The sequence below is a fragment of the Collinsella sp. OM08-14AT genome, assembly GCF_003438115.1.
GTDB lineage: Bacteria > Actinomycetota > Coriobacteriia > Coriobacteriales > Coriobacteriaceae > Collinsella.
The window spans coordinates 56951-81014 of sequence record NZ_QSTE01000003.1 but is presented as its reverse complement, the minus strand read 5'-3'; the positions used below and the strand labels follow the sequence as shown (position 1 = coordinate 81014).

The following is a 24064-nucleotide window of genomic DNA, read 5'->3' as shown; positions in this document are numbered from 1 at the left end:
GCAATGTTTCGACTGCGCCGTTACTTGTCGGCGGTTGTTTTCTTGGCAGTCGACTTCTTCGCGGTCGTCTTCTTGGCGGCAGTGGCTTTCTTAGCCGTCGTCTTCTTTGCCGTGCTCGCCTTGGTTGTGGTCTTGCGACCGCGGGCGGGCCTCTTCTCCTTGGTCGGGCAGTCCATGTTGACGCAGATACGCCACGGACCGCGCGCCGTGTTGACCACTACGATGGGGGCGCCGCACTCGGGACAGGTCTCGCCCGTCGCCTCGAGCTTGCCGCGCGCCGGCAGCGGATAGCTCACGCCGCAGTCATCGTAGTTGGTGCAGCGGATAAAGCGCTTGCCGCTCTTCTCGCTCTTGTGCGCGATCAGGTCGCCGTGACGTCCGGCCTCGGCACACACCTTGCACTCGCCCACCTTAAGATCGGGCTCGTAGTTGGTGGGGCACGTGGGGTTCACGCAGATCTCGAAGGCCTTCTGGCGGAATGGCTGGCACTTGATGCGCGGCGCGCCGCACTCGGGGCACACGGCGGCCTCGCCCTCGAGCGGGCTCACCTTGACGCCACTCGGCACCGGATAGGTCACGTCGCAGTCGGGCCAACCCATGCAGCCGATAAAGCTGCCGCGGGTCTTGGCGCTCGTCTTCATAACCAGGTCCTTGCCGCACTTGGGGCAGGCGCCCACGCGCGCATCGGCCGTGACGGCGTCGCTGATGGCGTCGCCCAGCTCCTGCGTATGCTTGAGCAGCTCGTCGAGCACGCCGGCCAGCAGCGCGCGCGAGTGCGTCACGACATGCTCTTCGGTGTCCTCGCCGCGCTCGACGCGAGTCATGTCGCCGTCGAGCTCGCTGGTCATATCGGGGCTCGTGATGCGCGGGGCAAACTGCGTCAGCGCGTCGATGATGGCGATGCCCAGCTGGCTCGGCTCAACGGGATCGTTTTTGAGGTAGCGCACGGCGTACAGGCGCTCGATGATGCTCGCGCGCGTGGACTTGGTGCCCAGGCCGCGCTTTTCCATCTCCTGCACGAGCTTGCCCTGGCTGTAGCGCGCGGGCGGCTCGGTCTGCTTGGCCTCAAGCTTAATGTCGAACACGTCGACCGTGTCGCCCTGCTCCAGCGGCGGCATCTGCTCGTCGCGCTTAAGGCCGTACGGGTAGGCCTCGCGGAAGCCCGGGGTCACGAGCACGTCGCCCGAGGCCACGAACGGCTCACCGTTCACGTCGAGCTCGAGCTTAGTGTTTTCGATGGTCGCGGGACCCATAAGCGTCGCCAGGAAGCGGCGGGCAATGAGGTCGTAGAGCTTGCGCTGGCCGCCATCGAGCGTGGACGGATCGCCTTCGCCCGTGGGGTAGATGGGTGGGTGGTCGGTGGTCTCGACTTTGCCGCGCGTGGGCTTCATGGGGCCGGCGAGTACCTTTTTGCACACGGGCGCCAGCGCCGGGTTGATCTTTGCCAGGTCGCTCACCACGGCGCCCAGATCGAGCGTCGCAGGGTACACGGTGTTGTCGACACGCGGATAGCTGATGAGGCCCGCCATGTAGAGGGACTCGGCGATGCGCATGGTACGTGCAGGTGAGATGCCCTCGGCCGCGGCGGCAGCCTGCAGCGAGGTCGTCGCAAACGGGGTGGGCGGCTGCTGCTTGCGGGAGCGCTTGGTCACCGCGGCGACGGTTGCCGTCGTAGCGCCGTCGACGTGGCCGTACGCCGTCTCGGCAGCATCTTTATCGGTAAAACGTGCCGTCTTGTGCGCAATCTTAAAGCGGTCATCCTCGGCAGCACCCTGAGCGGCACCCATGCCGCGAATCTGCCAATAGTCCTCGGGCACAAACGCCATGCGCTCGCGCTCGCGCTCGACCACCAAGGCAAGCGTCGGCGTCTGCACGCGGCCGGCGGAGCGCACGTTGCCAAAGCCGCCAAACTTGGCGAGCGTCAGGTAGCGCGTGAGCACCGCACCCCAAATGAGGTCGATGTGCTGGCGGCTCTCGCCGGCGTCGGCCAGATTCTGGTCGAGCGAGACAAGATTATCGAAGGCCTGCGTAATCTCGGCCTTGGTAAACGAAGAATACTGGGCGCGGGCGACCGGCAAGTCGGGCGCAACCTCGCGCACCTTGTTGAGGGCGTCCGAACCGATCAGTTCGCCCTCGCGGTCGAAGTCCGTGGCGATAATGACGCTGTCGGACTTCTTGGCAAGGTTCTTGAGCGAGCGGATGAGCTCCTTCTCGGCCGGCAGCTTAATGACGGGCGCCCAGGTGAGGTAAGGCAGGCTCTCGAGCTTCCAGCCCTTGATGGAGATACCATCGGCAAGAAACGGCTTGCGCTTGGTGTCGTAGGGCGGACGTGCCAGGCCATCGGGCATATCGGCCGGCAGCATCTCGCCGTCCTCGGTGACCGAATACCAGCCCAGCTTTTTATCGAACAGCACGCTGTCGCAAAAATCGGGCGCAAGGATGTGACCGGCAAGGCCGATCGTCACGCACTCCTCGCCCTTCCACTCAAAACGGTAGATGGCGGTGTTGTACACCTTGTCCTTTTTGGGCTTGCCCGTGGACAGACGCTCGGCAATCTGACGCGCGGCGTCGTTTTTCTCGGCGATGATGAGCTTCAAAAGAGGCTCCTATCTCGTATCTCTGCGGCTACGCCCGCCCGTATGGCGGCCGACTTACGCCCTTGCTTGCTCAATCTGCCCGATGAGCCAATCGCACCAGGCATCCATGCCCTCGCCCTTGCGCGCGCTCACGGCAAACCGCGGCGCCTGCGGATTGAGGTCATCGAGTGTCTTAGTATACCTATCCATGTCAAAATCGAAAGCTGGGGCCACGTCGACCTTGTTGAGCAGCTGCGCGCCGGCGTGCTGGAAGATGCCCGGATACTTGATGGGCTTGTCGTCGCCCTCGGGCACCGAGAGAATCATGATGGACAGGTTCTCGCCCAGGTCAAAGTCGACCGGGCAGACCAGGTTACCCACGTTTTCGATAAAGATGACGTCGATGTTCTCCAGACCCACAGCCTGGTCGAAGGCATCGACAGCCTCCATGATCATGTTGCCCTCGAGGTGGCACAGACCGCCCGTGTTGATCTGGATGGCGGGCATGCCGGCTTCCTTCATGGTGATGGCGTCGACATCCGAGGCGATATCGCCCTCGATGACGGCACAGCGTAGGCCGGCCTTGTCACGCAGGCGCTCGTTGGTGCCCAGAATCGTGGTGGTCTTACCCGAGCCGGGGCTCGACAGCACATTGATCACGTAGGTGCCTGCCTCATTAAATCGCTGACGCAGCTGATCTGCCAGGCGCTCGTTGCGCGACAGAATCGGCGACGCGATATCAATCGTTTTCTCGGCCATACTTAGCGCTCCTTACTTTGGCCCCTTTATACCCCATCATTAGATGGCTAGCGGGCTAATCGTCGGGGGTTTCGATTTCGATACTTGCGATATCGAGCTCGCGGCCGTGCAGCAGGCGCACGTTGGCGCCGCCACACTGGGGGCAGCGACAATGGAAACGGTCGTGCTCAAAGACCTCGCCGCAGTCCAGGCACTCGCTTTGTGGATGGACCTCCTCCACGGCAAGCTCGCAGCCGCGCGTGAGCGGGTCCTCGTCGCGAAACGTCTCCCACGCAAAGTCGAGCGCCTCGCGCACGACCTCGGTCATATCCCCGATACGCAGCGTTACCAAAACGGCGCGCGAGGCCCCCGCCCCACGCGCCGCGCGAATCACTGTATCGAGTATGCCGTTGACAATGCCAACCTCGTGCATACCGATTTACTCCTCGTCGTCCTCGTCGTCCGAGAACAGGTCCAGACGGCTCACGAACAGGCCCTCCTTGCCCTCGCGCGCGGTAATGACCACGCGAGCGATGGCGAGCGAAATCTCGTAGAGCGAGAGCAGGGCGCCATACATGAGACCCAGCGTAACGGGCGAGCCGTCGGGCGTAATCACAGCCGAACCCACGAGCAGGCCTACGTACACGTAGCGCCAGGCGCTGCGGAAGGCCGCATAGGACACGATGTGGAAAACGGACAGGTAGAAGATGATGAGCGGCAGCTCAAACGCCACACCAAAGCCGATCATAAAGAGCAGCTCCATGTTGACGTAGTTCTCCAGATCGGGCAACGCCGTAGCGACAGCCGAGGTCTCGCCGATGAGCCACTCAAAGCCCGCCGGGATGATGATGAAGTAGCAGAAGATGGCACCCAGGAAGAACAGCACCGTCGAGGCGAGCACCGTGGGCACAACCCACTTGCGCTCGTTGGGGCGCAGTGCCGGCAGGAAAAATGCCAGAATCTGCCAGATGATCATGGGCGTGCACATGACCACGGCCATCTTGATGGCAAGCGAGAAGCGCAGGCCAAAGCCGCCGAGCGTGGTGGTGATGTAAAACTTACCGTCCGGCACAAAGGAGCGGATGGGGTCCTCAAGAATATCGAGCACCACGGGCGTGGCAAAGTACAGCACGATGGCGGCGGCAAACACCGAAACGACCACGATGGTCAGGCGGCGACGGAGCTCTCCCAGGTGATCGAAGAGCGGCATGCGCGCAGGTCCGATCGGCATTACTCATCGCCTCCCTTCGGGGCGTCGGCGGCAGCAGCCTCGGCATCGTCCTCGACCTCGAGCTCGCGAGCGAGCTGGTCGACGACGGCCTTGCGCTTGCGGGGACGACGGGCGTAGAGGTCAGCCGTCGTGGGCTCTGCCGGCTCGGGCTCGGACTCTGCAGCAGGCTCGGGCTCGACGGCAGCAGCAGGCTCTGTACCCTCGGCCTCATCAACAGCGCCTTCGCCCTCAGCAGCGCCCTCGCTTGCGGCCTTCTCGGCGGCAAGACGGGCGCGGCGCTCGGCAAAGGTCTCCTTCTTTGCTGGCGCAGCCGTCTCGGCGGCATCCTCGTCCGCATCGGAATCGTCGTCGGTCGCAGCGGCCTTCTTTGGCTTGACCGGCGCCGACGCGGCCTCGCTTACCGGATCGATGATCTCGGACTGAACAACGGCCGTCATCTTTTCCTGCGTCTCGCGGAACTGACGGATGGCGCGGCCGATCGTGCGGCCCATCTGCGGGAGCTTATCCGGGCCAAACAGCAAAAAGCCGAAGACCACGATGATTGCCAGCTCACCTTCTCCAATACCAAACACACATACCTCCAAGGCTCGATGTGAGTCGAGCCCGCACCGCGCCATTCGGCCGGAACTCGTCTATTCATTCGGTCAAGTATAGCGCCCGGACGCCAAAACGTCCGAGCGCATCACAAACATATGCCAAACGGCACACCCCTTTTGGGGCGGGGCCTATGCCGCCGTGATCGAGATCTCCTGGTCCACGCCCAGCAGCTGAACCACGCGCATCACCGCAGGCTGCACGTTGGCGCAGCTAAAGCGCTTACCATGATCGGCTGCGTGGTGCGCGGCGCCCACAAGAACGCCAATGCCCGTCGAGTCGATATAGCTCACCTGGGCAAAGTCGAGCTCAACGGCCTCGGTGGGCTGCTCGAGCGCCAAGTCGATGGCATTACGCAGACTGTCGGCGTTAGAGATATCGATCTCGCCGGTTACCTTAATGGTGTAGAGCTCCGGCGTGGGGTTGGTGGAAATACCCAAATCCATGTAAACGCTCCTTTGCGAATCGAAAGTGCTGATAGTAATGGGTGCGTACTTGCGGGGCAATACGCGCTAGGCGCGCTCGGCACGCGCAAGCTCGGCAGCGACGAGCTTGACGGCCAGCACCAGCACATCGAGCGCGGCCTCCAGGTCCTCGACCGTGGGATAGCTCGGCGCGATGCGGATGTTGGTGTCGCGCGGGTCCTTGCCATAGGGCCAGGTAGCACCTGCCGGCGTGAGCTTGACGCCCAGGTCGGCGCAAAGCGCGGCGACCTTCTGGGCCGAGCCCTCGGGACCATCGAAGCTCACAAAGTAGCCGCCGCGGGGATGCGTCCAGGTGGCACAACCCGTGTCGCCCAAGCCCTCGGTGAGCTTGCGCTCGACGGACTCAAAGCGCGGGCGCAGGAACTCGGCATGCTTTTTCATGTGCTCCTTGACCGCCTCGATGGTGGGGAGGAAACGCACGTGACGCAGCTGGTTGAGTTTGTCGGCGCTGATCAGGCCGGCCTTGAGGCGCTTGGAGAACTCGGCGATGACCGCGGGGCTCGCACCGATAAAGCCGATGCCGGCACCCGGGAAGGTGATCTTGGACGTCGAGGCAAAGGCCACCACGCGGTCCTCGGTGCCCGCCGCGCGGGCAAGATCGAAGATGTTGGCGAGCTCGTCGGTCTCGTCGTACAGGTCGTGCACGCAGTAGGCGTTGTCCCAGAAGATGCGGAAATCGGGCGCGGCCGTGGGCATCTCGACCAGGCGACGCACGGTGTCCTCGCTAAATGTGATGCCCGTGGGGTTGGAATACTTGGGCACGCACCAGATGCCCTTGATGGAGTCGTCGGTGGCAACCAGGCGCTCAACCTCGGCCATGTCGGGGCCGTTGTCGGTCATCGCGACGGGGACGTTCTCGATGCCCAAGTCGGCGGTGATGCCAAAGTGGCGATCGTAGCCGGGAACGGGGCACAGGAACTTGACCTTCTTGCCGTCGTGCGCGGCCTCGTAGGCGTCCCAGGGCTCGCTGCCGCACGAGCCACAGCGCCAGAACATGCCGGCGATGTCATGCTCGATCAAAAGGCTCGACGAACCCAGCACGAGCGTCTGCTCGGCGGGGCAGCCCAGGAACTCCCCTGCCAACTTGCGTGCCGAAGGAATACCCTCGAAGCAGCCGTAGTTGGAGCAGTCGACGCTGCCGTCGTGCAGATCGGCATCGGCGTTGAGGATATCGAGCATGGGGCGCGAGATGTCCACCTGGGAGGGCGACGGCTTGCCGCGGGCCATATCGAGCGCCAGACCCTTGGCCTTGACCTCGGCGACCTCGGCCTTGAGCGCCTCGATGGCGGCATCGAGTTCGGTGGTTTCCATCTTCTGGTAGATCGTCTGCATGGGTGCGACCTTTCGCGAAGCGGGACGTTGCAGTTCGTCTAAGTATAGACCGCCACCGCCGCAACGTTATGAAGCCGTGATAGATTAAGTCCATCGCAATAAATTACGAATCGCCGCGCATGCCGGCGTGGGGCGCCCAAGGAGGCACTATGGAGTACGGATTGTTCCAGGCCGAGGAATTCGGTGACCTGCAGCGCCTGGTCGACGGACTGTTTTACGACCGCCACGCCATCGACCGGCTTGACCTAATCGTGCAGGCCGAAATCGTCGACTTGGCACCCGACCTCATGGAAATCGTGAACCTTTTGCCGCCCGGCTACTACGACCGCCAGTCACTTTGCGACCAGCTCAACTCCGCCTTGGCCGCCCACGGCTGGGGCGCCGTCTACGGAACGGTGGAATAAGCCTCGAGGCCGGCGATTTGGCCCGCTTCCCGACCTTGGCGAGGCTTGTTTTAGGGCTTGTGGCCAAAAAAGGGCAAATATGAGTACTGTTACCTTTTTAGTAGCAGCGATTCTTGGTCGAAATCGGCAAAACTCGACTTGAAACTTCCTAATCACCGTCAGCTAGCGCCAAATTGGAAGTCGATGGTCACTCATTAACGTACAGTTCTTATAACTTTGTTCATTATTTTCCACACCTAAAATGATACGCCGTTTGTGACAGTACTCACAAACGGCGTTTTTTGACCACTGGCGTGTCTGGCAGGCGGCAAGCACCGCCCGAATCCGCATTTTGAACGCGCCCGAATCGGTTCTGGAGCCGGTTTTCGCGCTCTTACTCGTCTTTGGGCGAGGGATGCTTGCAGACCACGCTCATGTAGATCATGCCAAGTACGGCCGCGGTGACAGAGCCGGCGAGAATAGCGGCTTTGGCGGCCAGAACCTCAAACTGGGCCGTCGGGAAGGCAAGGCCGCTGATGAGAATCGACATGGTAAAGCCGATGCCGCCCAGAATGCCCACACCGGCAATCATGTGCCAGTTGACGTTGCGCGGCAACTGGCAAGCCTTGAGCTTAACCAGAGCAAACGTCATGCCAAAGATGCCGATCGGCTTGCCCAGCAGCATGCCAAAGTACACGCCGAGCGTCACCGGGTCGGTGAGCAGCGTGCTCATGTCCACGCCCACCAGGCGAACCTGTGCGTTGACAAACGCAAAGATCGGCAGGATCACAAAGTTGACCGGCGTGGAGATCAGGCGCTCCATGCGGATGAGCGGCGGGGTCACGCGGTGCATGACGCGCTCGACTTTGGTGGTCGAGACGGTAAAGTCGTGCTGGCCCAGGATGTGCGCCTCGTCGTCGTAGCGGTCATCGAGCAACGGTAGGCATTCGCCCAGCCAGCCGGTAAGGCTATCGAGCTTGACGCCGCACTTGGCCGGGATGGTAAAGGCCAAGATGACGCCAGCAAGCGTAGCATGTACGCCGCTCTTGAACATGCAGAACCACAACAGCAGACCCAGTACCGAATACGGGGCAAGGCGGTAATGCTGCGTCTTGTTGAGCCACACGAGCGCGCAGGTCACAAGCGCGGCGGCGCCCAACCAAAACGGATTGGGGCTCTGACCGTAGAAGATGGCGATGGCGGCGATGGAGATGAGGTCGTCGGCGATGGCGAGCGTCGAGAAGAACACTCGCACGCCGTTGGGCACGCGATTGCCCAAAAGCGACAGCACGCCCAGCGCAAAGGCAATATCGGTTGCCATGGGAATGGCCCAGCCGTTGTGCGCGCCGGCATGGTTAAAGATCAGATAGATGCAGGCGGGAACGACGACGCCGCCCACGGCCGCCAGCATGGGAAGCATAGCCTGGCGCGGGTTTTTGAGCTCGCCGACCGTCATCTCATACTTGAGCTCAATGCCCACCAGCAAAAAGAAAATCGCCATGAGGAAGTCGTTGACGAATAGCTCGACGGTGAGACCGGCCGTAAGGTTGCCCAGACCCACATACAGCGGGGTCTCCAAAAAGTGATGGATGGCCTCGTAGGCATCGGTATTGGCGCAAATGACGGCGGCGATGGCGGCGAAGACCATGACGGCGGCGGAAATCGTGCCGTTCTCGGCGATGCGCTCCCAAATGTCGTGGCGCTCAAAACGCTTGCGCTCACGAACGTTGAACAGCTGCTCAGTTGCTGCCATGGGCGGCTCCTTTCACGGGAAAGCTCCCGTCTTAAAAAAGCACGGCCAGCCCAAGTGGCGGCGCCGCGCTCTAACGTATTACGCTTGCATCTAGCCTACCCTGCACGACAAGCACGCAGGCATGGCCGAAAAGCGGAACCACAGGTTGAACATTATTTGTTCAACGGCACGGGCACGCCTGTCCAAAAGACGACGCGGCACCGTGCACAAAAAACGACCGGAGCGCGGGGCGTCCGCGATCCGGTCGTAGCGTTTGGTCAACTAAACCTAGCAGGCGGCCATGATGGGGGCAGCGACCTGCTTCTTACGGGAGAGGACACCCGGCATCCAGACGCCGTCGTGCTCGTCGGCAATGCCCAGGCCCTTCTGAGCGGCCTCAGTCTCGCCCTCGAGCAGGACCTGCGAGCCCTCCTCCATGATGTCAGTGATGCACAGGACGATGCCGTCAGCACCCTTCTCGGCGGCGTAGGCGCGCATGGCCTCGCGGATCTCGTCAATCATGCCAAGCGCACGGCTCTTGTCGACGGTCTCGTACTGGCCGATGAGCAGCTTCTTGCCGGCAGGCTCGAACATCTTGATGTCGTTGCCGACCATCTCGGCTGCGGTGAAGGAGCCGGACGGACGAGTGAGGAAGACCTCCATGCCAAACTTGACCGGGTCGACGCCCACCTGCTCGCCGAGCTTGGCGGCGACGGCGCGGTCGACATCGGTGGTGGTGGGGCTCTTGAGCATGAGCGTATCGGTCATCATGGCCGAGAGCAGCAGCTTGGCCTGGACATCGGAAAGCTCAACGCCGAGCACGCCGGCGAGCTTGGTGACGATGGTGCAGCTGGAACCCCAGGGTAGGCAGATGTAGTGCAGCGGGCCGGCGGTCTCGAAGTCGCCGATGCGGTGATGGTCGACAACGCCAAAGACCGTGGCGTCCTTAAGGCCGGCGACGGACTGGGCGGACTCGTTGTGGTCGGTGAGGACGACGAGCTGACCGGCCTCGACGGACTCGATCACGCGGGGCTCGGCGATGCCGGCGTCGGCGAGCAGCTTGGCGGACTCGGCCGGAAGCTGACCAAGGGCGCAGGCCTCGTAGGTGTTGCCGGCATACTCAACCTGGTTGAGCAGCTGGGACAGGACGACGGCGCTCATGATGGCGTCGTTATCGGGGTTCTGGTGACCAAAGACAAGAACGTTTGCCATGGATATCCTCCACTTGATATGTGTACTTGGACGTAGCTATGGTAGCACGCTGACGCCGAACCCTATGAGATGGAAGGGCCGCGGCACAAATTGGGGCAGGCACGGGGGCCAAGGCTGTCCCTTTTGCACCATGTTGGTGCAAAGTAACCTGTCCCCCTTGCACCAGCTATTTACCGGCGGCGCGCAGGGCTACGTAGGCGGCACCGATGATGCCGGCGTCGTTTCCGAGCGAAGCGACATTGATGGGTGTCTCGCGCGAGGCGGAAAGCGCGTACTGCTTAAAGTGCTCGCGAACCTTGTCGAGGTAGACATCGGCCGAGGCGGAGGCGCCGCCGCCGATGAGGAACATCTCGGGATCAACCACGTTGGCAATAAGCGCCAGTGCGCGGCCGAGATAGTCGGCCATGGTATCGGCCGCGGCAAGCGCGAGCTTGTCACCCTCGCGGCAGGCCTGGAACACGTCCTTGGAATCGGAGGGGCCGGTGAGCTCGATGGGCTCGACGCCCGCCTTCTTGCACTCGGCAAGGTAGTTGCTCACCACGCCGGTGGCGCTGGAATACTGCTCCAGGTGGCCATGGCCGCCACAGCCACAGGTGCGCTCCTCGGCCGGGTTCAGGCACATGTGGCCAATCTCGCCGCCGGCGCCCACAACACCCGATACCACGTCGCCGTTAACGATAACGCCGCCGCCCACGCCGGTACCGATGGTGACCATCACCACGTTCTGCACGCCCTTGGCAGAGCCGAGCCAGGCCTCGCCCATGGCAGCGGCGTTGGCATCGTTCTCGTACTTAACGACCGCGTCGGGGCAGTGCTCCTGAATGGCGACTCTCAGCTCGGGCAGGTTAATGGCAATGTTGGCCTTGACCTTGGCATCGCCCGATGCCGGGATGGGGCACGGAACGGCCAGACCAATGCCCGCCACAAAGGCACGCGGAATCTGAGCCTTGGCGACCACCTGGTCGATAGCCTCGGTCACCGCGGCAAAGCCCGCGGCGTCAACGATAGGAGGCGTAGGCACGCTGGCCTTGGCCAGCAGGTTGCCGTCCTCGTCGAACAGACCCTCCTTGACCGAAGTGCCGCCGACGTCAATGCCGATGTAGTACTGCTTAGGTTCCATGGGAGCCCACCTTTCTCGTTTAAACATTGCCAGTATGGTACCGCTCCCAAGGCAAAAACCCACCAAAAAGGGACAGGTTTGTTTTGGCAGGTTTTATCTGGGGAAACGCAAATGGCCGCTCAACAGACCGCGCAAGACCATCCCCAAAAATAAAGGCGCCGGGAGGCGGAGACTCCCGGCGCCCGTCAAAGGGACTATGTTGTCTGTCGGACCGCACGGTCCTTCGCGGCGATAACGCCGACTAGGCCTTAAGTGCCTGCAGCTGCTTGTGGATTTCGATGAGCTCCGTCGCCATGACGCGCATGGTCTCGGTGCCGGCCATCTGGTCCTCGGCATGCAGCAGAATCAACGGAGCCTCACCGTTACGCTCGCCGTTGGCCTCCTTCTTCAGAAGCCCCATGTGAACATCGTGGCCACCGTTATAGGCCTCGTCGCCCTGCTTGATAAGCTCCTCGGCGGCGTCAAAATCGCCCTCCTTGGCCTTTTGCACGGCATTGATGTACATGCTCTTGGCGGTACCGACGTAGCTGATGATCTCAAAGCAGGTCATCTGCAGTTCGTTCATATCCTCCATGCGGAGCACCTAGCCCATCACGCTGACGCAGTGGTCGATGATGCCGGCAGCGTTCATGCGGCCGTAGTCGACCATGTTGATGACCTCGACCGGGAAACGACCGGCGGCCTCCTTCTCAAAATCGCCCTTGGTGTAGCCGATCTGCGGACCAAGCAGCAACATGTCGCACTCGCCCAGGTGATCGTGGGCCTCGTTCATGGGACGAGCCTCGACCTCAATATCCAGACCACGGTTTGCAACCTCGGCCTGCATCTTCTGGACCAGCAGGCTCGTGGACATACCGGCATTGCAGCAGAGCATGATCTTCTTCATGGTTTCCTCCTTATAACTGCGCGGCGCGCAGACGACGACTGGTTTTATTCCTTGCGGCTATTGTGCCCCCCCCCCCCCTGCATCTTTACACAAGGGAGAGAGCCGCGGGCACCGGCACCGCGTACCGGTGCCCGCAACGGTGGAAGGGAAAGCGAACGTTTAGGCGTTCTACTCGGCGAGAGCCTCCTGCTTGGCGATTGCCTTCTCGGAAATCTTCATAAAGGGCAGGTAGACGGCCATGCCAATGACAATCTCGAGAGCCTGCCACACGCCGGCGCGCCAGTCAAAGCCCGTAGCGAGCAGGGCATTGATGACGGGAGGCATAGTCCAGGGCACCTGGGCGATGCAGGGGCTGATGATGCCTGCGCAGGTAAGGCCATAGGTGATGCCGATGAACAGATCGGGAAGAAGGACAAACGGAATCATGAGCGGCAGGTTGTACACGATGGGGTAACCGTAGATAACCGGCTCGTTGATGTTGAACAGACCAGGCAGGATAGCCATCTTGGAAACGGTCTCGGAAGCCTTGTTCTTGGAGAACAGGAGCGTGTCGAGCAGAAGCATGAGGGTGCAGCCCGAGCCGCCGATGAGGGCGAAGCTGTTAACGATCTGCATGTTCATGTAGTGATCGGGCTGGATGGTGCCACCGGCGGCAAAGGTAGCCATGTTGTCGACGATGAGCATGGTCAGGATCGGCTCGACGGTAGCGCCAGAGATGGTGGACTGGTGAATACCGACGCAGAACAGCAGGTTAGCAAGGGTGTAGATGAGGATAACAGCCCACGGACCGGCGTTCATGATGCTCTTGAGCGGGTTGGAGATGCACGTGGAGATGATGGTGCACAGATCGGTGCCGGCGCACACGGCGAGCAGGGCTGCGGCAAGAGCGAAGATCGCGAGGTTGAGCAGCATCGGGATCATGACGTTGAAGGAGTTGGAGACCGCGGGAGGCACGCCCTCGCCCAGCTTAACCTTGAGCTTCTCGACGCCAGAAATCTTGATGAAGAGCGAGACGGAAAGCAGGGCGATGATAATAGCCGAGAACAGACCGTTGGTGCCGGTGTTGGCAGTCGAAAGGGCGCCCGTGACCTCGGCGGAGGTGATCTTGTCGGTGAGCAGCGGGCTCGTGGCGGCAAGCGTGGCGGTGACCTGCTGCGGCATCATGATGACGAAAGCAGAGATAGCGACGACCACGCAAGCAAGCGGGTTATCGAAACGCTTGTTCTTAGCGAGGCTGTAGCCAATCAATCCGGCCAAGATAATGGCAGAGACGTTGAGGGTGCCCAGCGTAATTGCCGAACCCCACGTCTGAAGATTGGCAAGGCCCGCCGCATCGAGCGGGAACAGGGGGAACACGACGTTGTTAATAAGAACCGCGATACCCGCAAGGATATAGAGCGGCGTGATGGTCGCGAAGGCGTCACGCAGGGAACGCAGGTGAACCTGGTTTCCCACCTTCGCAGAGACCTCGGCAAACTTGTCGAGGAAGCTCTTTCCGTTGTCACTGGCCATGATTGCTCCTAACTTTCAAATCCGGCCTTTTCCTATGCGCACGGTGGTCTGTCGCCCTCTGCCACCAGATGTGCCATGTGTTGCGCGCGGCGGCGCGCGGTCTGGGCGTTCGCCCGATCGCTAATCAACCACGTGGGTCGTGGCGACCTGTTTGAGCCAGGCCGCCGACTTCTTAAGACGGCGCTTATAACCATCCATCAAATCGACCTCGACAAAGCCATAGCGATTCTTAAAGGCGTTCGCCCAAGACCAGTTATCGATGACGGCCCAATAATGGTATCCGCGGCACTTGGCGCCCTCGGCAATTGCCTTGGCAACCCACTCCAGGTGTTGACGTACAAAGTCGACGCGGTAGTCATCCTGGATGGTTCCTTCGGCGTCACGGTTCTTGTATTCGTCCATGATGCCGATGCCGTTCTCGGAAACGAACCACTCAAGATCGGGGTAGTTCTTGGCGCAGTCCATGCCAAAGTCGTAGAGGCCCTGCGGGTAGATCTCCCAGCCGCGGCTCTCGTTCATAACGGCGTCGGGCCACACGTACTCGTCGGCAAAGTGCGGCAGGCCGTACTGGTCAATCTTGCTCGCCGGCGCCTGAACGCGCGTGGGGTGGTAGTAGTTGCAGCCGAGCCAGTCGACAACACCCTGCTTAAGAATCTCTTGGTCGCCGGCGCGGAACGGGAGCTTAACGCCGCCCTCGGCCAGGCTTTCGAGCACGTCGGCAGGGAGCTCGCCCTTGGTAATGAGGTCAAGCCACCAGCGGTTGTTGATGCCGCTGGTCATACGCACGGCCTCGAGGTCTGCCTCGCTGGGGTTCTCCTTGGTGTAGACCGGGGTAAAGCAGTTGATCATGCCGATCTTGGCATCGGCGCGAATAGCGCCCTCGTCATAGGCGCGACGATAGTTGGCCACGGCCAGCGCGTGCGCCAGCGAGATGTGATACTGCACGGTGCGGGCGCGGTTGAAGTCGTGGAGCTGCGGGAACCACACACCCTCCTGATAGCGCTGCTCGGGCTCGACGATGGGCTCGTTAAAGGTGAACCAGTACTTAATCTCCTGGCCAAACTCGTGGAAGGCGACGTCGGCGTAATGCGCGTAAGCCTCGACGACCTCACGGCTCTCCCAGCCGCCGCGGTTAAAGAGGTAGGTGGGCATGTCAAAGTGGTACAAGTTGACAAACGGCTCCAGGCCGGCCTCGCGAGAGGCGCGGAACAGCTCGTGATACCATGCAGCGCCCTCCCCATTAAGGTTGCCGTCGGCATCGAGCAGACGACTCCACTGGATGGAAGTGCGATAGGTATTCAGGCCCAAGTCCTTCAAAATGCGAAAGTCTTCCTGGTACTTGGCCATAAAGTCATTGCCGGCATAAGAGCCAACGCAGTTGTAGAACGAACCCAGATCCTGGATGGACCAGGTGTCCCACAGGTTCTCGAGCTTGCCGCCCTGGTTCCACTGACCCTCAGTCTGCGGGCCGGACATAGCAGCGCCAAAAAAGAAGTCACGGGGCAGCTGATACTGTGCCATCAAAGTCCTCGCTTTCGTGTTCTAGAGCTTCCGGTTGGAGACGGGTTTGCTTTGGCAGGTTATCCGGCGCGGGCGCGCACCGGTCATACCGATATCCAACCCGCCAAAACAAAGCCGTCCCCAAACAGTACAAGGAAACGCCAATGCATCTCGCTTGTTGTCTGTAACTATAGCGCTCTAATTTTCTATGTAAAGCGTCTTTTTCATTTTTCTTTATCGAACTTCTTTCATGAAAGCCATATGGATGCTTTCTAAGTAGGTATACTTTCTAAATATCGACGCAAATATGAAGGGAGGATTGCATGATTCCCAAATACGAGGCGATAGCTGCAGATATCCGTCGAAGCATCGAGGACGGCGCACTTAAACCGGGCGATAAGTTGCCCACCGTCGTTGAGTTCTGTGAGCTCTATGGCGTTTCCAAAATCACCGTCAAACGAGCGATTGAGCAGATCACCGAGGAAGGCCTTATTACCAGCCGGCGCGGATCGGGCACCTACGTCAAGGACACGGCGGGACTTCCCGGCCAGGTGTTTTTTCAAGGCAAGAACGACCGTGCCCAGGGCTTTTCGTATGAGCACCGCGGGGAAAAGGTGACCTCGGTGGTCTACGATTTCTCGATCGTCAATCCGCCGGCAGAGGTTGCGACCCAGCTGGGAATGGCCGAGGATGACTTCGCCTATCACATCGTGCGCGTGCGCCAGGTCGACGAGAAGCCCATCGTCATCGAGTACACCTATATGCCGCTCGAACTGATCCCGGGCCTTAAAAAGAAGGACCTGTACGGATCGGTCTACGGCTTTATCCGCGAGCAATGCGGGCTGAAGATTTCGAGCTTCCATCGCACCATTCGCGCTGTCGCGGCAACTGAGGAAGAGGCTGAGCGCCTGGATACCAAACCCGGCTCTCCCCTGCTCGAACTCAACCAGATTGGCTTCTTGGATAGCGGCACCGCGTTTGAATATTCTATCTCGCACAACGTAGGCGACCGCTTTGAGCTGCACAACGTAACGCTGGCCTAGTTTTGTAATCCGGTGGGTGCTCGTTTTGAGCTGTCTTACGCGGCACCCGCACAACCTTATGGGAGTATGCACATGTCCGACTTGATTAAACTGACGCCGATCTTCCACGAGAAGATCTGGGGCGGCCGCCAGCTCGAAACCGTATTTGGTTACGACATTCCCGAGGGCCCCATCGGTGAGTGCTGGGCCATCTCGGCCCACCCCAACGGCGACTGCCAGATCGCGGAGGGCCCGTACGCCGGTCACACGCTGTCATGGCTGTGGGCCGAGCACCGTGAGCTCTTTGGCAACTGCGAGGGCAAGGAGTTCCCGCTGCTCATTAAGATTCTGGACGCCAAGGACGACCTTTCAATCCAGATTCATCCCAACGACGAATACGCTGCGAAGCACGAGAACGGCAGCCTGGGCAAGACCGAGTGCTGGTATGTGCTGGACTGCGAGCCCGGCGCCACGATCATCGTCGGACAACGCGCTAAGGATCGCGCTGAGGCCGCACTGATGATCAAGGACGGCCGCTGGGACGACATGCTCAACGTGCTGCCGATCCACAAGGGCGACTTTTTCCAGATTGATTCCGGTACCGTGCACGCCATCAAGACCGGCACGCTCATTTTGGAGACGCAGCAGTCGAGCGATGTGACCTATCGCCTGTACGACTACGACCGCCCCGGCACCGACGGCAAGCTGCGCCCTCTGCACATTGAGCAGAGCCTCGACTGCATCGATTTTGATGTCCAGGCTCCGACCGACGGCACCGTGACCGCGCCCGAGGTCGACGGCGTGACTGAGCTCGAGTCCAACCCCTGCTACACCGTCGATCGCGTTCGCGTCGACGGCAGCAAAACCCTCGACCAGCGCTGGCCCTTCATGTGCCTGTCAGTCATCGACGGCGAAGGCACCGTCTGCGGCGACCCCGTCCACAAGGGAAGCCACCTGCTAGCCCCCAGCACCGTTAGCTCCATTGACCTCGAAGGCAAGATGGAACTGATCGTCAGCCACCTCTAGGTCGCAATAACAACCAAAACGAAACAAGGGGCTCCCCCGTCCATGCACGGGAGAGCCCCTACTCACATCTATTTTTCTATCAGCCCACCCGGCTCTCCAGACCAAAAAGCGAACGAGCAAAGCGACGTTCGCAAGCTGCAGGCTAAAACGCCACAAGGAAGAGGGCGCGTCGGGGGCTTTGGTCGATCGCGAGTTCCGCACGAGCCGGAGAGCACTTAATGTGCTCTCCGTGCGAGCAGGACTGTCCGAGCAGGCGACCAAAGCCCCCGGAGCGCCCGGTCAACCTCGCAGTTAGGCATTCAGCTTAACGATCGGTGCAAAGCCCTTCATCAGCTTTTTGGTCTGGCCGGTCTTTTCGAATTGAACCTCAATCATGTCTCCCGCGACCGAGATCACGGTACCCGTGCCAAAGGTCTTGTGACTCACGGTATCGCCCGCGGCAAAGTCCTGCGATGCACTGGCGCGATCGACCTTGCGTTCCACCGTCGGCGACACCTTGGACGATGGCTTTTTGGCTCGCGGCGCACCCGAACCAAAGGTCGAGGCAACACGGCCGGCGTCGGGCGAGACCCCGCGATGACGCTCGGTCCCGTAGCTGCTGCCGCCAAAGAAATCGTCGAAGCTCGATCCACCACGCGAGGCGGAACCGCCCGTCGAGCGCGTATGAGAGCCAAACACCTTGCCGCCGTACATATCCGAGCCCATGCCCGAGCCAAAGGTGCCATGACGGTCGCCGCGCTTCTCCCAGCCCGTGCCCTCAAAACCGGCAGAACCGATACCGCTAAACTCGATGTCCTCAAACGGAATCTCGTTGAGGAAGCGCGAGCGCGGGTTGGCAGAGGTCGAGCCGTAGGTGCGACGCGTAGCGGCATAGGTCAAGAACAGGCGCTTACGGGCGCGTGTGATAGCGACGTAGGCCAAGCGGCGCTCCTCCTCGAGCTTACCCGGGTCATCGCTGCCGCCAAAGTCGTGCACGTGCGGGAAGATGCCCTCCTCCATGCCGGCCACGAACACCGCCGGGAACTCCAGGCCCTTGGCGGAGTGGATGGTCATCATGGTAATGGCGTGCGTCTCGCCGGCCAGGGAATCCAAGTCGGAGCGCAGGGCCAGCCACTCCATGAGTGCCGGTAGCGCCTTACAGGTGAGCGGACCGTAGGTACGCTCGATCTCGTCGGCATGCACAGCGCCCGCCGGCAGCTCCGTCGGCGTGGCATACGCGTTGCCCGCGATGGCGGCGGCCAAGGCATCCTGCGGCGAGAGCGCCGGGACGGCTAGGCTATCGAGCGGATTGGAACCTGCGGCATCGCGCGCGCCGACGAGCGCCTCAAACGAGGATACCGGTGCAGACGGCCCCGGTTCGGGCGCGGGCGCGCTCACCACGACGGGCTCGGGCTCGGCGCCGGCAGGCACGTCGGCAACACCGGCTGCGCGCAGCTCTTCTAGGCTCTCGAGCGTACCCTCGATATCCTCGTGCGTCTCCTCAAATTCGGCAGCGACGCCCAGGAATTCCTGGATGTTCTCGGCGCGGCTCTCGGACTCCATGGTGCCCTCGGCGCGGAACGCCTGCAGCAGGCCCGTCTTGTCGACAATCATCTCGACGACGTCCTTGAGCTCGCCGTCCATGCTGCGGCCCTCGCGCACCAGCGCCACAAAACTCGACAGGCCGTTGCGCACCTTCGCGCTAAACATGCCCGTCTCGGCTGTTGCGATCTCGCAGGCCTGGAAGAACGAGCAACGGTTGCCGCGCGCAAGCTGCTCGATCTTTTGGATCGAGGTGGAGCCGATGCCGCGACGCGGCGTGTTGATGACGCGCTTGACGCTCATCTCGTCTGCCGGGTTCACGATCATCTTGAGGTAGGCCATGACGTCGCGGATCTCGGCACGGTCGAAGAATCGCGTGCCGCCCACAATCTTGTAGGGCACGCCCGCGCGCAGGAACATATCTTCGAGAATACGCGACTGGGCGTTGGTGCGATAGAACACAGCGATGTCGTCGTAGCTCGTGCCCTTGGAGTGCAGCTTTTCGATCTCGCCGGCAATCCAGCGGCCCTCGTCGCGCTCATCGCTTGCCTGGAAGGCCTGGATCTTCTCGCCGTCGCCCTCGGCCGTAAACAGGCGCTTGTCCTTGCGTTGCGAGTTGTGACGCACCACGGCGTTGGCGGCGCTCAGGATATGACCCGTGGAGCGGTAGTTCTGCTCCAGCTTGACGGTCTTGCAGTTTTTAAAGTCCTTCTCAAAGTCCAGGATGTTGGTGATGTCGGCGCCACGCCAGCTGTAAATGGACTGGTCATCGTCGCCTACGACCATGAGGTTTTGGTACTTGGCGGCCAGCAGGTTGGCGATCTCGTACTGGACGTGGTTGGTGTCCTGATACTCGTCGACGCTAATGTAGCGGAAGCGCTCCTGGTACTTGTCGAGCACCTCGGGGCGGGTGCGCAGCAGCTCGAGCGCGCGTACGAGCAGGTCGTCGAAGTCCATCGCGTTGGCGGCGCGCAGGCGGCGCTCCAGCTCCAAGTAGACCTGCGCGGCCTTTTTGTCGTTGGGGCTATCGGCGGACTTGAGCATATCCTCGGGACCGATCATGGCGTTTTTGGCCGAGCTGATCTTGCTGCGGATCATGTTGATGGGGAACTGCTTTTGCTCGATGCCGAGCGCCTGCATAATATCGCGCACCATGCGCTTTGAGTCGTCGTCATCGTAGATGGTGAACTGCCCGGTGTAGCCCAGCAGATCGGCGTCCTCGCGCAGCATACGCACGCACATGGCGTGGAACGTGCACACCCACATGCCGCGGGTGCCGCTGGGAATGAGCGCCGCCAGACGCTCGCGCATCTCTGCCGCGGCCTTGTTGGTAAACGTAATGGCAAGAACCTGCCAAGGCTTAACGCCCAGGTCGCCGAGCATATGTGCGATGCGGAAGGTCAAAACGCGGGTCTTGCCCGAGCCGGCGCCGGCGAGGACCAGCAACGGACCCTCGGTGGTGAGCACCGCCTCGCGCTGGGCGGGATTAAGGCTGTCGATGTCGACAAACGGCTTTGCGGGCGCAGGAGCCGGCGCGGGAGCGTCGTAGATGTCGAGCGGGACGAGTTCGGGCTCCGGCGCAGCGGGGGCGACGTATACATCGAGCGGCACGGGTTCCGGCGCGGGAGGCACTGGTACCGTGGTGTTCTTTTCCCAGGGCAAGGGCTGGGTCATGGGCGACTCCTCATCTGACGGACGGCGCGCCTGCGGGCAGCGCCATAGTTTGAGCCGTACCAGTATACCGAGCCGCGCGGACACCAACGCAAATCACACCACGACTCCGTCCGCCACTGTCAGGCCTGCCCCAGCGGATTTGGTGTAATGGGGTCAGGTTAATCTGCACCACCGGAGGGATAGAATATCTACCGCTCCTACCCACCCCACATCGCAGGAGGGCCGTTGTGAAACACAAGGTGCTCTATTACATGGTCGACGGCTCGACCGAAGCTGGTCAAGCGGTGCTCGACACAATCGAAGGCGGCGACCAAATTGATCTGGTTGGCTGCGCGCACAAGCCCAATGTCTGCCCCACCGCCGAGCAGTTGGTCGGCTGCGAGGGCTTTGTCGGCGAGTTCGGTCCCATCGACGATGCGTGTGCCGACGACATGGCCGCCGTGGGGATACGCATCGTTTCGAATATGTCCATCGGCGTGAACCACGTTGCTGTCGACCGCTTGGCCTCACACGGCATCACCGTCACCAACTGCCCCGGATACTGCTCGGAAGACGTCGCTCAGCATACTATTGCCTTGATGCTTGACCTGATGAGACAGGTTACGTTTCTCAACTGCGACGTGCGGACTGGCGTTTGGAATCCACTGGGCGGGTATACCATGCACCGCACGCAGGGCCGCACGTTGGGGCTCGTCTTTTTTGGCAGCATCGCGCGTGCCGTGGTGCCTATCGCGCAGGCACTCGGCATGAAGGTGCTGGTGTGGGCGCCAACCAAGAGCGCAGAAGAGCTTGCCGCCGCCGGTTGTATCAAAGCGCAAACGCTCGACGAATTGCTTGGGGCCTCCGATATCGTCAGCCTTCATTGCCCGTTGATTCCGGAGACCGAAACGCTAATTGGCAAGCGCGAACTTGCGCGTATGAAACCAACGGCATTTTTGATTAACACGGCCCGGGGACCCATTGTGGACGAAAATGCCCTAGTCGCCGCGCTGGACGAGGGTATTGCCAGCAGTGGCACACGCGGCATTTGCGGCGCTGCGCTCGACGTGCTCGCCGACGAGACCGCGCCCAACCAGGCCTTGATCGCCCACCCGCGCTGCATCGTCACACCCCACTGCGCCTACAGCACGCAGGAGGCCTACAACACCGTCCGTCATATGTCGCTTCAGGCCGTAGTGGACAAGCTCATCTTTAACCGCAAGCCCCAGCACACCGTGGCCTGAATGCGGCAAAGGGACAGTCCCTTTACCGCATTCGGCATTATCCTCAAACCGCCACCAACATTTTTCGAGTTGTGCGGCCTTTTCCACTGGCTCCACGCAAGGGTTGCTGAAATAACTTGAGTGCCTTTGTCCTATTTTGGGAATATTCTCGCGAATTTACGCATATAACTCACAGTAGCAAACACTACTGTGAATGCTGATGGTACCAAGATGGCGTTTTTTGTCAGCTAGAGACCTCCGAGAGGCCGCACAACTCGATTTTTGTTGGCGACCAGGAAGGACAGTCGACTCATTCGCCCAGATCACCATCTCCCACTGCGATTGATGAAAAGGTTTCAGGCTATTCTGAACCAAGTTGGTGCAAAATTACCTGACCCCTTTTACCTAGCCCCTTGACAAAGAGGGCGGCATAGACCTTTTGGTCATGCCACCCCCTTTGAATGACAAGTTGTCGTCCTGACCGCCGCGCAGCGTCGACTAAGTTAGAGGCCGAGCATCGGCTCCAGGACAAAGAAGTACGCAAGCACTACGATGCCCAGGACAATGCGATACACGCCGAAGCACTTAAAGTCATGACGGCGGACGAAGCCCATAAGCCACTTGATGGCAATGAGCGACACCGCAAAGGCGACGACGCAACCCACGCCCAGGATGGCAATCTCGTTGGCGCCAAACGTGCCGCCCTTAATAAAGTACTTGACCAGCTTGAGCGCACTCGCGCCAAACATAACGGGAATGGCCAGGAAGAACGTGAACTTAGACGCCACCGAGCGCGTGCAGCCCAGCAGCAGGCCGCCGATGATGGTGGAGCCAGAGCGCGACGTACCCGGCACCAGCGAGAGCACCTGGAAGCAACCGATACCCAGTGCGGTCTTCCAGCTCAGGTCCTCGAGCGTAGCGATGGAACCAAAGTCCAGGTTATCGTCATCGTCGTCTGCAGCAGCAACCGCAGCGGGCGCGGCAAAGTGTGCGCCAGCGGGACGTCCACCCGACGCCGCGGCACGCGAACCAAACGAACCGGCAACGGCCATTTCCTCGCGCTTGCTCGCGCGCCAGTTCTCAATCACGATAAACAGCACACCGTACACAATGAGTGCCAGCGCCACGACGGGAGCATTATAGAAATGCTCCTCCATCCAGTCGTTAAGCGGCAGACCGATCGCCGCGGCGGGAATGCAGCCGAGCACAATCTTGCCCCACAACACCCAGGTGTCGCGACGACCCTCCTTGCCCTTGCTGGGTGAGAACGGATTGAGCTCATGGAAGAACAGGACGCAGACGGCCAAAATGGCGCCAAGCTGAATCACGACCAGGAACATATTCCAGAACGTCTCGCTCACGTTCATCTTGACGAACTCGTCCACCAAGATCATGTGACCGGTCGACGAAACAGGCAGCCATTCGGTGATGCCCTCGACCAGGCCCATAAAGGCAGATTTTAAAAGCTCGATGATATCCAAAGGGACCCCCTCGTTAGACACCCGCCGATATTGTTCTGCGGACGGTGCGGGCGATGTCCCATTATCAACCGTTGGCGGCGCGCCTGCGCCTACCCTTACCAAAAAACTCGCCCGTTCACAGAATTGCGAGCGGTCAAACCCAAATCCTTGGGTATAACTGCAACAAGATAAAGTGTCCGGCGGCCAACGCGCCCGCGCCCGCCCGATGCACGAGCCCCGCGCCCGTGCGATAGACCAAGGAGGAAACCATGAACGAGGGCTACACCAAGGTATTTGTTTCACTCGACGGTACTGAACAGCAGGATTTTGTGCTCGCACGCGCCATCAAGGTCGCCGCGAACAACGGCGCCAAGCTAATCATCGGCCACGTTATCGATTCCACGGCGCTCGAGAGCGCCGGTTCCTATCCGGTCGATCTGGTCAACGGCCTAGAGGAGGCATTTAAGAACTCCATCGCCAAGCAGCTCGAGGAGGCCAAGGCCAATCCCGACATTCCCGAGGTCGAGGTCATGATTCGCGCCGGCCGCATTCGCGAGACGCTCAAGGACGAGATGCTCGACGTGGTTAAGCCCGACCTGGTGCTCTGCGGCGCACGCGGCCTGTCCTCGATCAAGTATGCGCTCCTGGGCTCGATTTCGACGTTCCTGCTGCGCAATACCGATTGCGACATTCTGGTCGTGAAGTAGCGTTGCTCCCACCGGCCGCGGGGCCTACGGGGTTTCCTAAGGGCACGTCCTCGCCGCGTTGCGGCTGCGGGATGTGCCCTTAGGAAACCCCTCCCGGCCCCGCGGCCTTCGCAGCCTTACTTCAGCGTGTTGGCTGATAAGAAAGATGGCG

21 protein-coding genes are annotated in these 24064 nt (G+C 61.0%); 5 read left to right on the top strand and 16 right to left on the bottom strand.

Annotation, left to right across the window (positions count from 1 at the left end; all coding sequences use genetic code 11):
- Positions 1-20 precede the first annotated feature (20 nt).
- The 7 genes from DXC18_RS02980 to DXC18_RS02950 form a co-directional block, all read right to left on the bottom strand.
- The gene (locus DXC18_RS02980; RefSeq protein WP_117583578.1) at positions 21-2597 is read right to left on the bottom strand and encodes a DNA topoisomerase I; all 2577 of its coding nucleotides are present in this window, start codon (positions 2595-2597) and stop codon (positions 21-23) included.
- A gap of 54 nt (positions 2598-2651) precedes the next feature.
- Positions 2652-3335, bottom strand: coding sequence for a hydrogenase nickel incorporation protein HypB (hypB, locus tag DXC18_RS02975; RefSeq protein ID WP_117583579.1), 684 nt, complete (start codon positions 3333-3335; stop codon positions 2652-2654).
- Between the two features lie 55 nt (positions 3336-3390).
- Positions 3391-3747 (bottom strand): hydrogenase maturation nickel metallochaperone HypA, encoded by a 357-nt coding sequence (gene hypA / locus DXC18_RS02970; RefSeq protein WP_117565013.1) that lies wholly within the window; start codon positions 3745-3747, stop codon positions 3391-3393.
- A 6-nt stretch (positions 3748-3753) separates the two neighbouring features.
- Positions 3754-4545 (bottom strand): twin-arginine translocase subunit TatC, encoded by a 792-nt coding sequence (gene tatC / locus DXC18_RS02965; RefSeq protein ID WP_055285525.1) that lies wholly within the window; start codon positions 4543-4545, stop codon positions 3754-3756.
- Positions 4545-5117, bottom strand: a complete 573-nt coding sequence (locus DXC18_RS02960; protein WP_158551954.1) for a twin-arginine translocase TatA/TatE family subunit — start codon at positions 5115-5117, stop codon at positions 4545-4547. Before DXC18_RS02960 ends, tatC begins: the two co-directional genes overlap by 1 nt.
- A gap of 153 nt (positions 5118-5270) precedes the next feature.
- Complete coding sequence (locus tag DXC18_RS02955; RefSeq protein ID WP_117583581.1) at positions 5271-5585, bottom strand: STAS domain-containing protein; 315 nt, start codon at positions 5583-5585, stop codon at positions 5271-5273.
- Between the two features lie 66 nt (positions 5586-5651).
- A complete protein-coding gene (locus tag DXC18_RS02950) occupies positions 5652-6956 on the bottom strand; it encodes an aminotransferase class I/II-fold pyridoxal phosphate-dependent enzyme (protein WP_117583582.1) in 1305 nt (434 codons plus the stop codon).
- A gap of 149 nt (positions 6957-7105) precedes the next feature.
- Here DXC18_RS02950 and DXC18_RS02945 point away from each other — a divergent pair, with 149 nt between their 5' ends.
- Positions 7106-7360: a hypothetical protein gene (locus tag DXC18_RS02945; protein WP_117583583.1), complete on the top strand. Its 255-nt coding sequence runs from the start codon at positions 7106-7108 to the stop codon at positions 7358-7360.
- Between the two features lie 373 nt (positions 7361-7733).
- On the opposite strand, the gene nhaA is transcribed toward DXC18_RS02945, so the two are convergent.
- The 7 genes from nhaA to DXC18_RS02910 form a co-directional block, all read right to left on the bottom strand.
- Positions 7734-9092 (bottom strand): Na+/H+ antiporter NhaA, encoded by a 1359-nt coding sequence (gene nhaA, locus DXC18_RS02940; RefSeq protein ID WP_117716275.1) that lies wholly within the window; start codon positions 9090-9092, stop codon positions 7734-7736.
- 267 nt (positions 9093-9359) lie between these two features.
- The gene (locus DXC18_RS02935) at positions 9360-10283 is read right to left on the bottom strand and encodes a manganese-dependent inorganic pyrophosphatase (protein ID WP_006235927.1); all 924 of its coding nucleotides are present in this window, start codon (positions 10281-10283) and stop codon (positions 9360-9362) included.
- Positions 10284-10449: 166 nt separating this feature from the next.
- Positions 10450-11403 (bottom strand): ROK family protein, encoded by a 954-nt coding sequence (locus tag DXC18_RS02930; protein WP_233508985.1) that lies wholly within the window; start codon positions 11401-11403, stop codon positions 10450-10452.
- Between the two features lie 241 nt (positions 11404-11644).
- A complete protein-coding gene (locus DXC18_RS02925) occupies positions 11645-11977 on the bottom strand; it encodes a PTS lactose/cellobiose transporter subunit IIA (RefSeq protein ID WP_199411192.1) in 333 nt (110 codons plus the stop codon).
- 9 nt (positions 11978-11986) lie between these two features.
- Complete coding sequence (locus tag DXC18_RS02920) at positions 11987-12289, bottom strand: PTS sugar transporter subunit IIB (protein WP_117716273.1); 303 nt, start codon at positions 12287-12289, stop codon at positions 11987-11989.
- A gap of 168 nt (positions 12290-12457) precedes the next feature.
- A complete protein-coding gene (locus DXC18_RS02915) occupies positions 12458-13801 on the bottom strand; it encodes a PTS sugar transporter subunit IIC (RefSeq protein ID WP_117716272.1) in 1344 nt (447 codons plus the stop codon).
- Positions 13802-13921: 120 nt separating this feature from the next.
- Complete coding sequence (locus tag DXC18_RS02910; protein ID WP_117716271.1) at positions 13922-15322, bottom strand: glycoside hydrolase family 1 protein; 1401 nt, start codon at positions 15320-15322, stop codon at positions 13922-13924.
- A 302-nt stretch (positions 15323-15624) separates the two neighbouring features.
- Between DXC18_RS02910 and DXC18_RS02905 the strand changes: the two genes are divergently transcribed.
- Positions 15625-16344 (top strand): GntR family transcriptional regulator, encoded by a 720-nt coding sequence (locus DXC18_RS02905; RefSeq protein WP_117637077.1) that lies wholly within the window; start codon positions 15625-15627, stop codon positions 16342-16344.
- Positions 16345-16416: 72 nt separating this feature from the next.
- Complete coding sequence (gene manA / locus DXC18_RS02900) at positions 16417-17349, top strand: mannose-6-phosphate isomerase, class I (protein ID WP_369831831.1); 933 nt, start codon at positions 16417-16419, stop codon at positions 17347-17349.
- A gap of 291 nt (positions 17350-17640) precedes the next feature.
- Here the strand turns inward: manA and DXC18_RS02895 are convergent, their stop codons facing one another.
- Entirely contained in the window at positions 17641-20544 is a 2904-nt protein-coding gene (locus DXC18_RS02895; RefSeq protein ID WP_117716269.1) for an ATP-dependent helicase, read from the bottom strand.
- Positions 20545-20771: 227 nt separating this feature from the next.
- Here DXC18_RS02895 and DXC18_RS02890 point away from each other — a divergent pair, with 227 nt between their 5' ends.
- Positions 20772-21767: an NAD(P)-dependent oxidoreductase gene (locus DXC18_RS02890; protein WP_117648344.1), complete on the top strand. Its 996-nt coding sequence runs from the start codon at positions 20772-20774 to the stop codon at positions 21765-21767.
- Positions 21768-22249: 482 nt separating this feature from the next.
- On the opposite strand, the gene DXC18_RS02885 is transcribed toward DXC18_RS02890, so the two are convergent.
- The gene (locus tag DXC18_RS02885; protein WP_117716268.1) at positions 22250-23227 is read right to left on the bottom strand and encodes an undecaprenyl-diphosphate phosphatase; all 978 of its coding nucleotides are present in this window, start codon (positions 23225-23227) and stop codon (positions 22250-22252) included.
- A gap of 248 nt (positions 23228-23475) precedes the next feature.
- Between DXC18_RS02885 and DXC18_RS02880 the strand changes: the two genes are divergently transcribed.
- Positions 23476-23913 carry a universal stress protein gene (locus DXC18_RS02880; protein ID WP_006235921.1) on the top strand — a complete coding sequence of 146 codons (438 nt, stop codon included), beginning with the start codon at positions 23476-23478 and terminating at the stop codon, positions 23911-23913.
- Positions 23914-24064 lie beyond the last annotated feature (151 nt).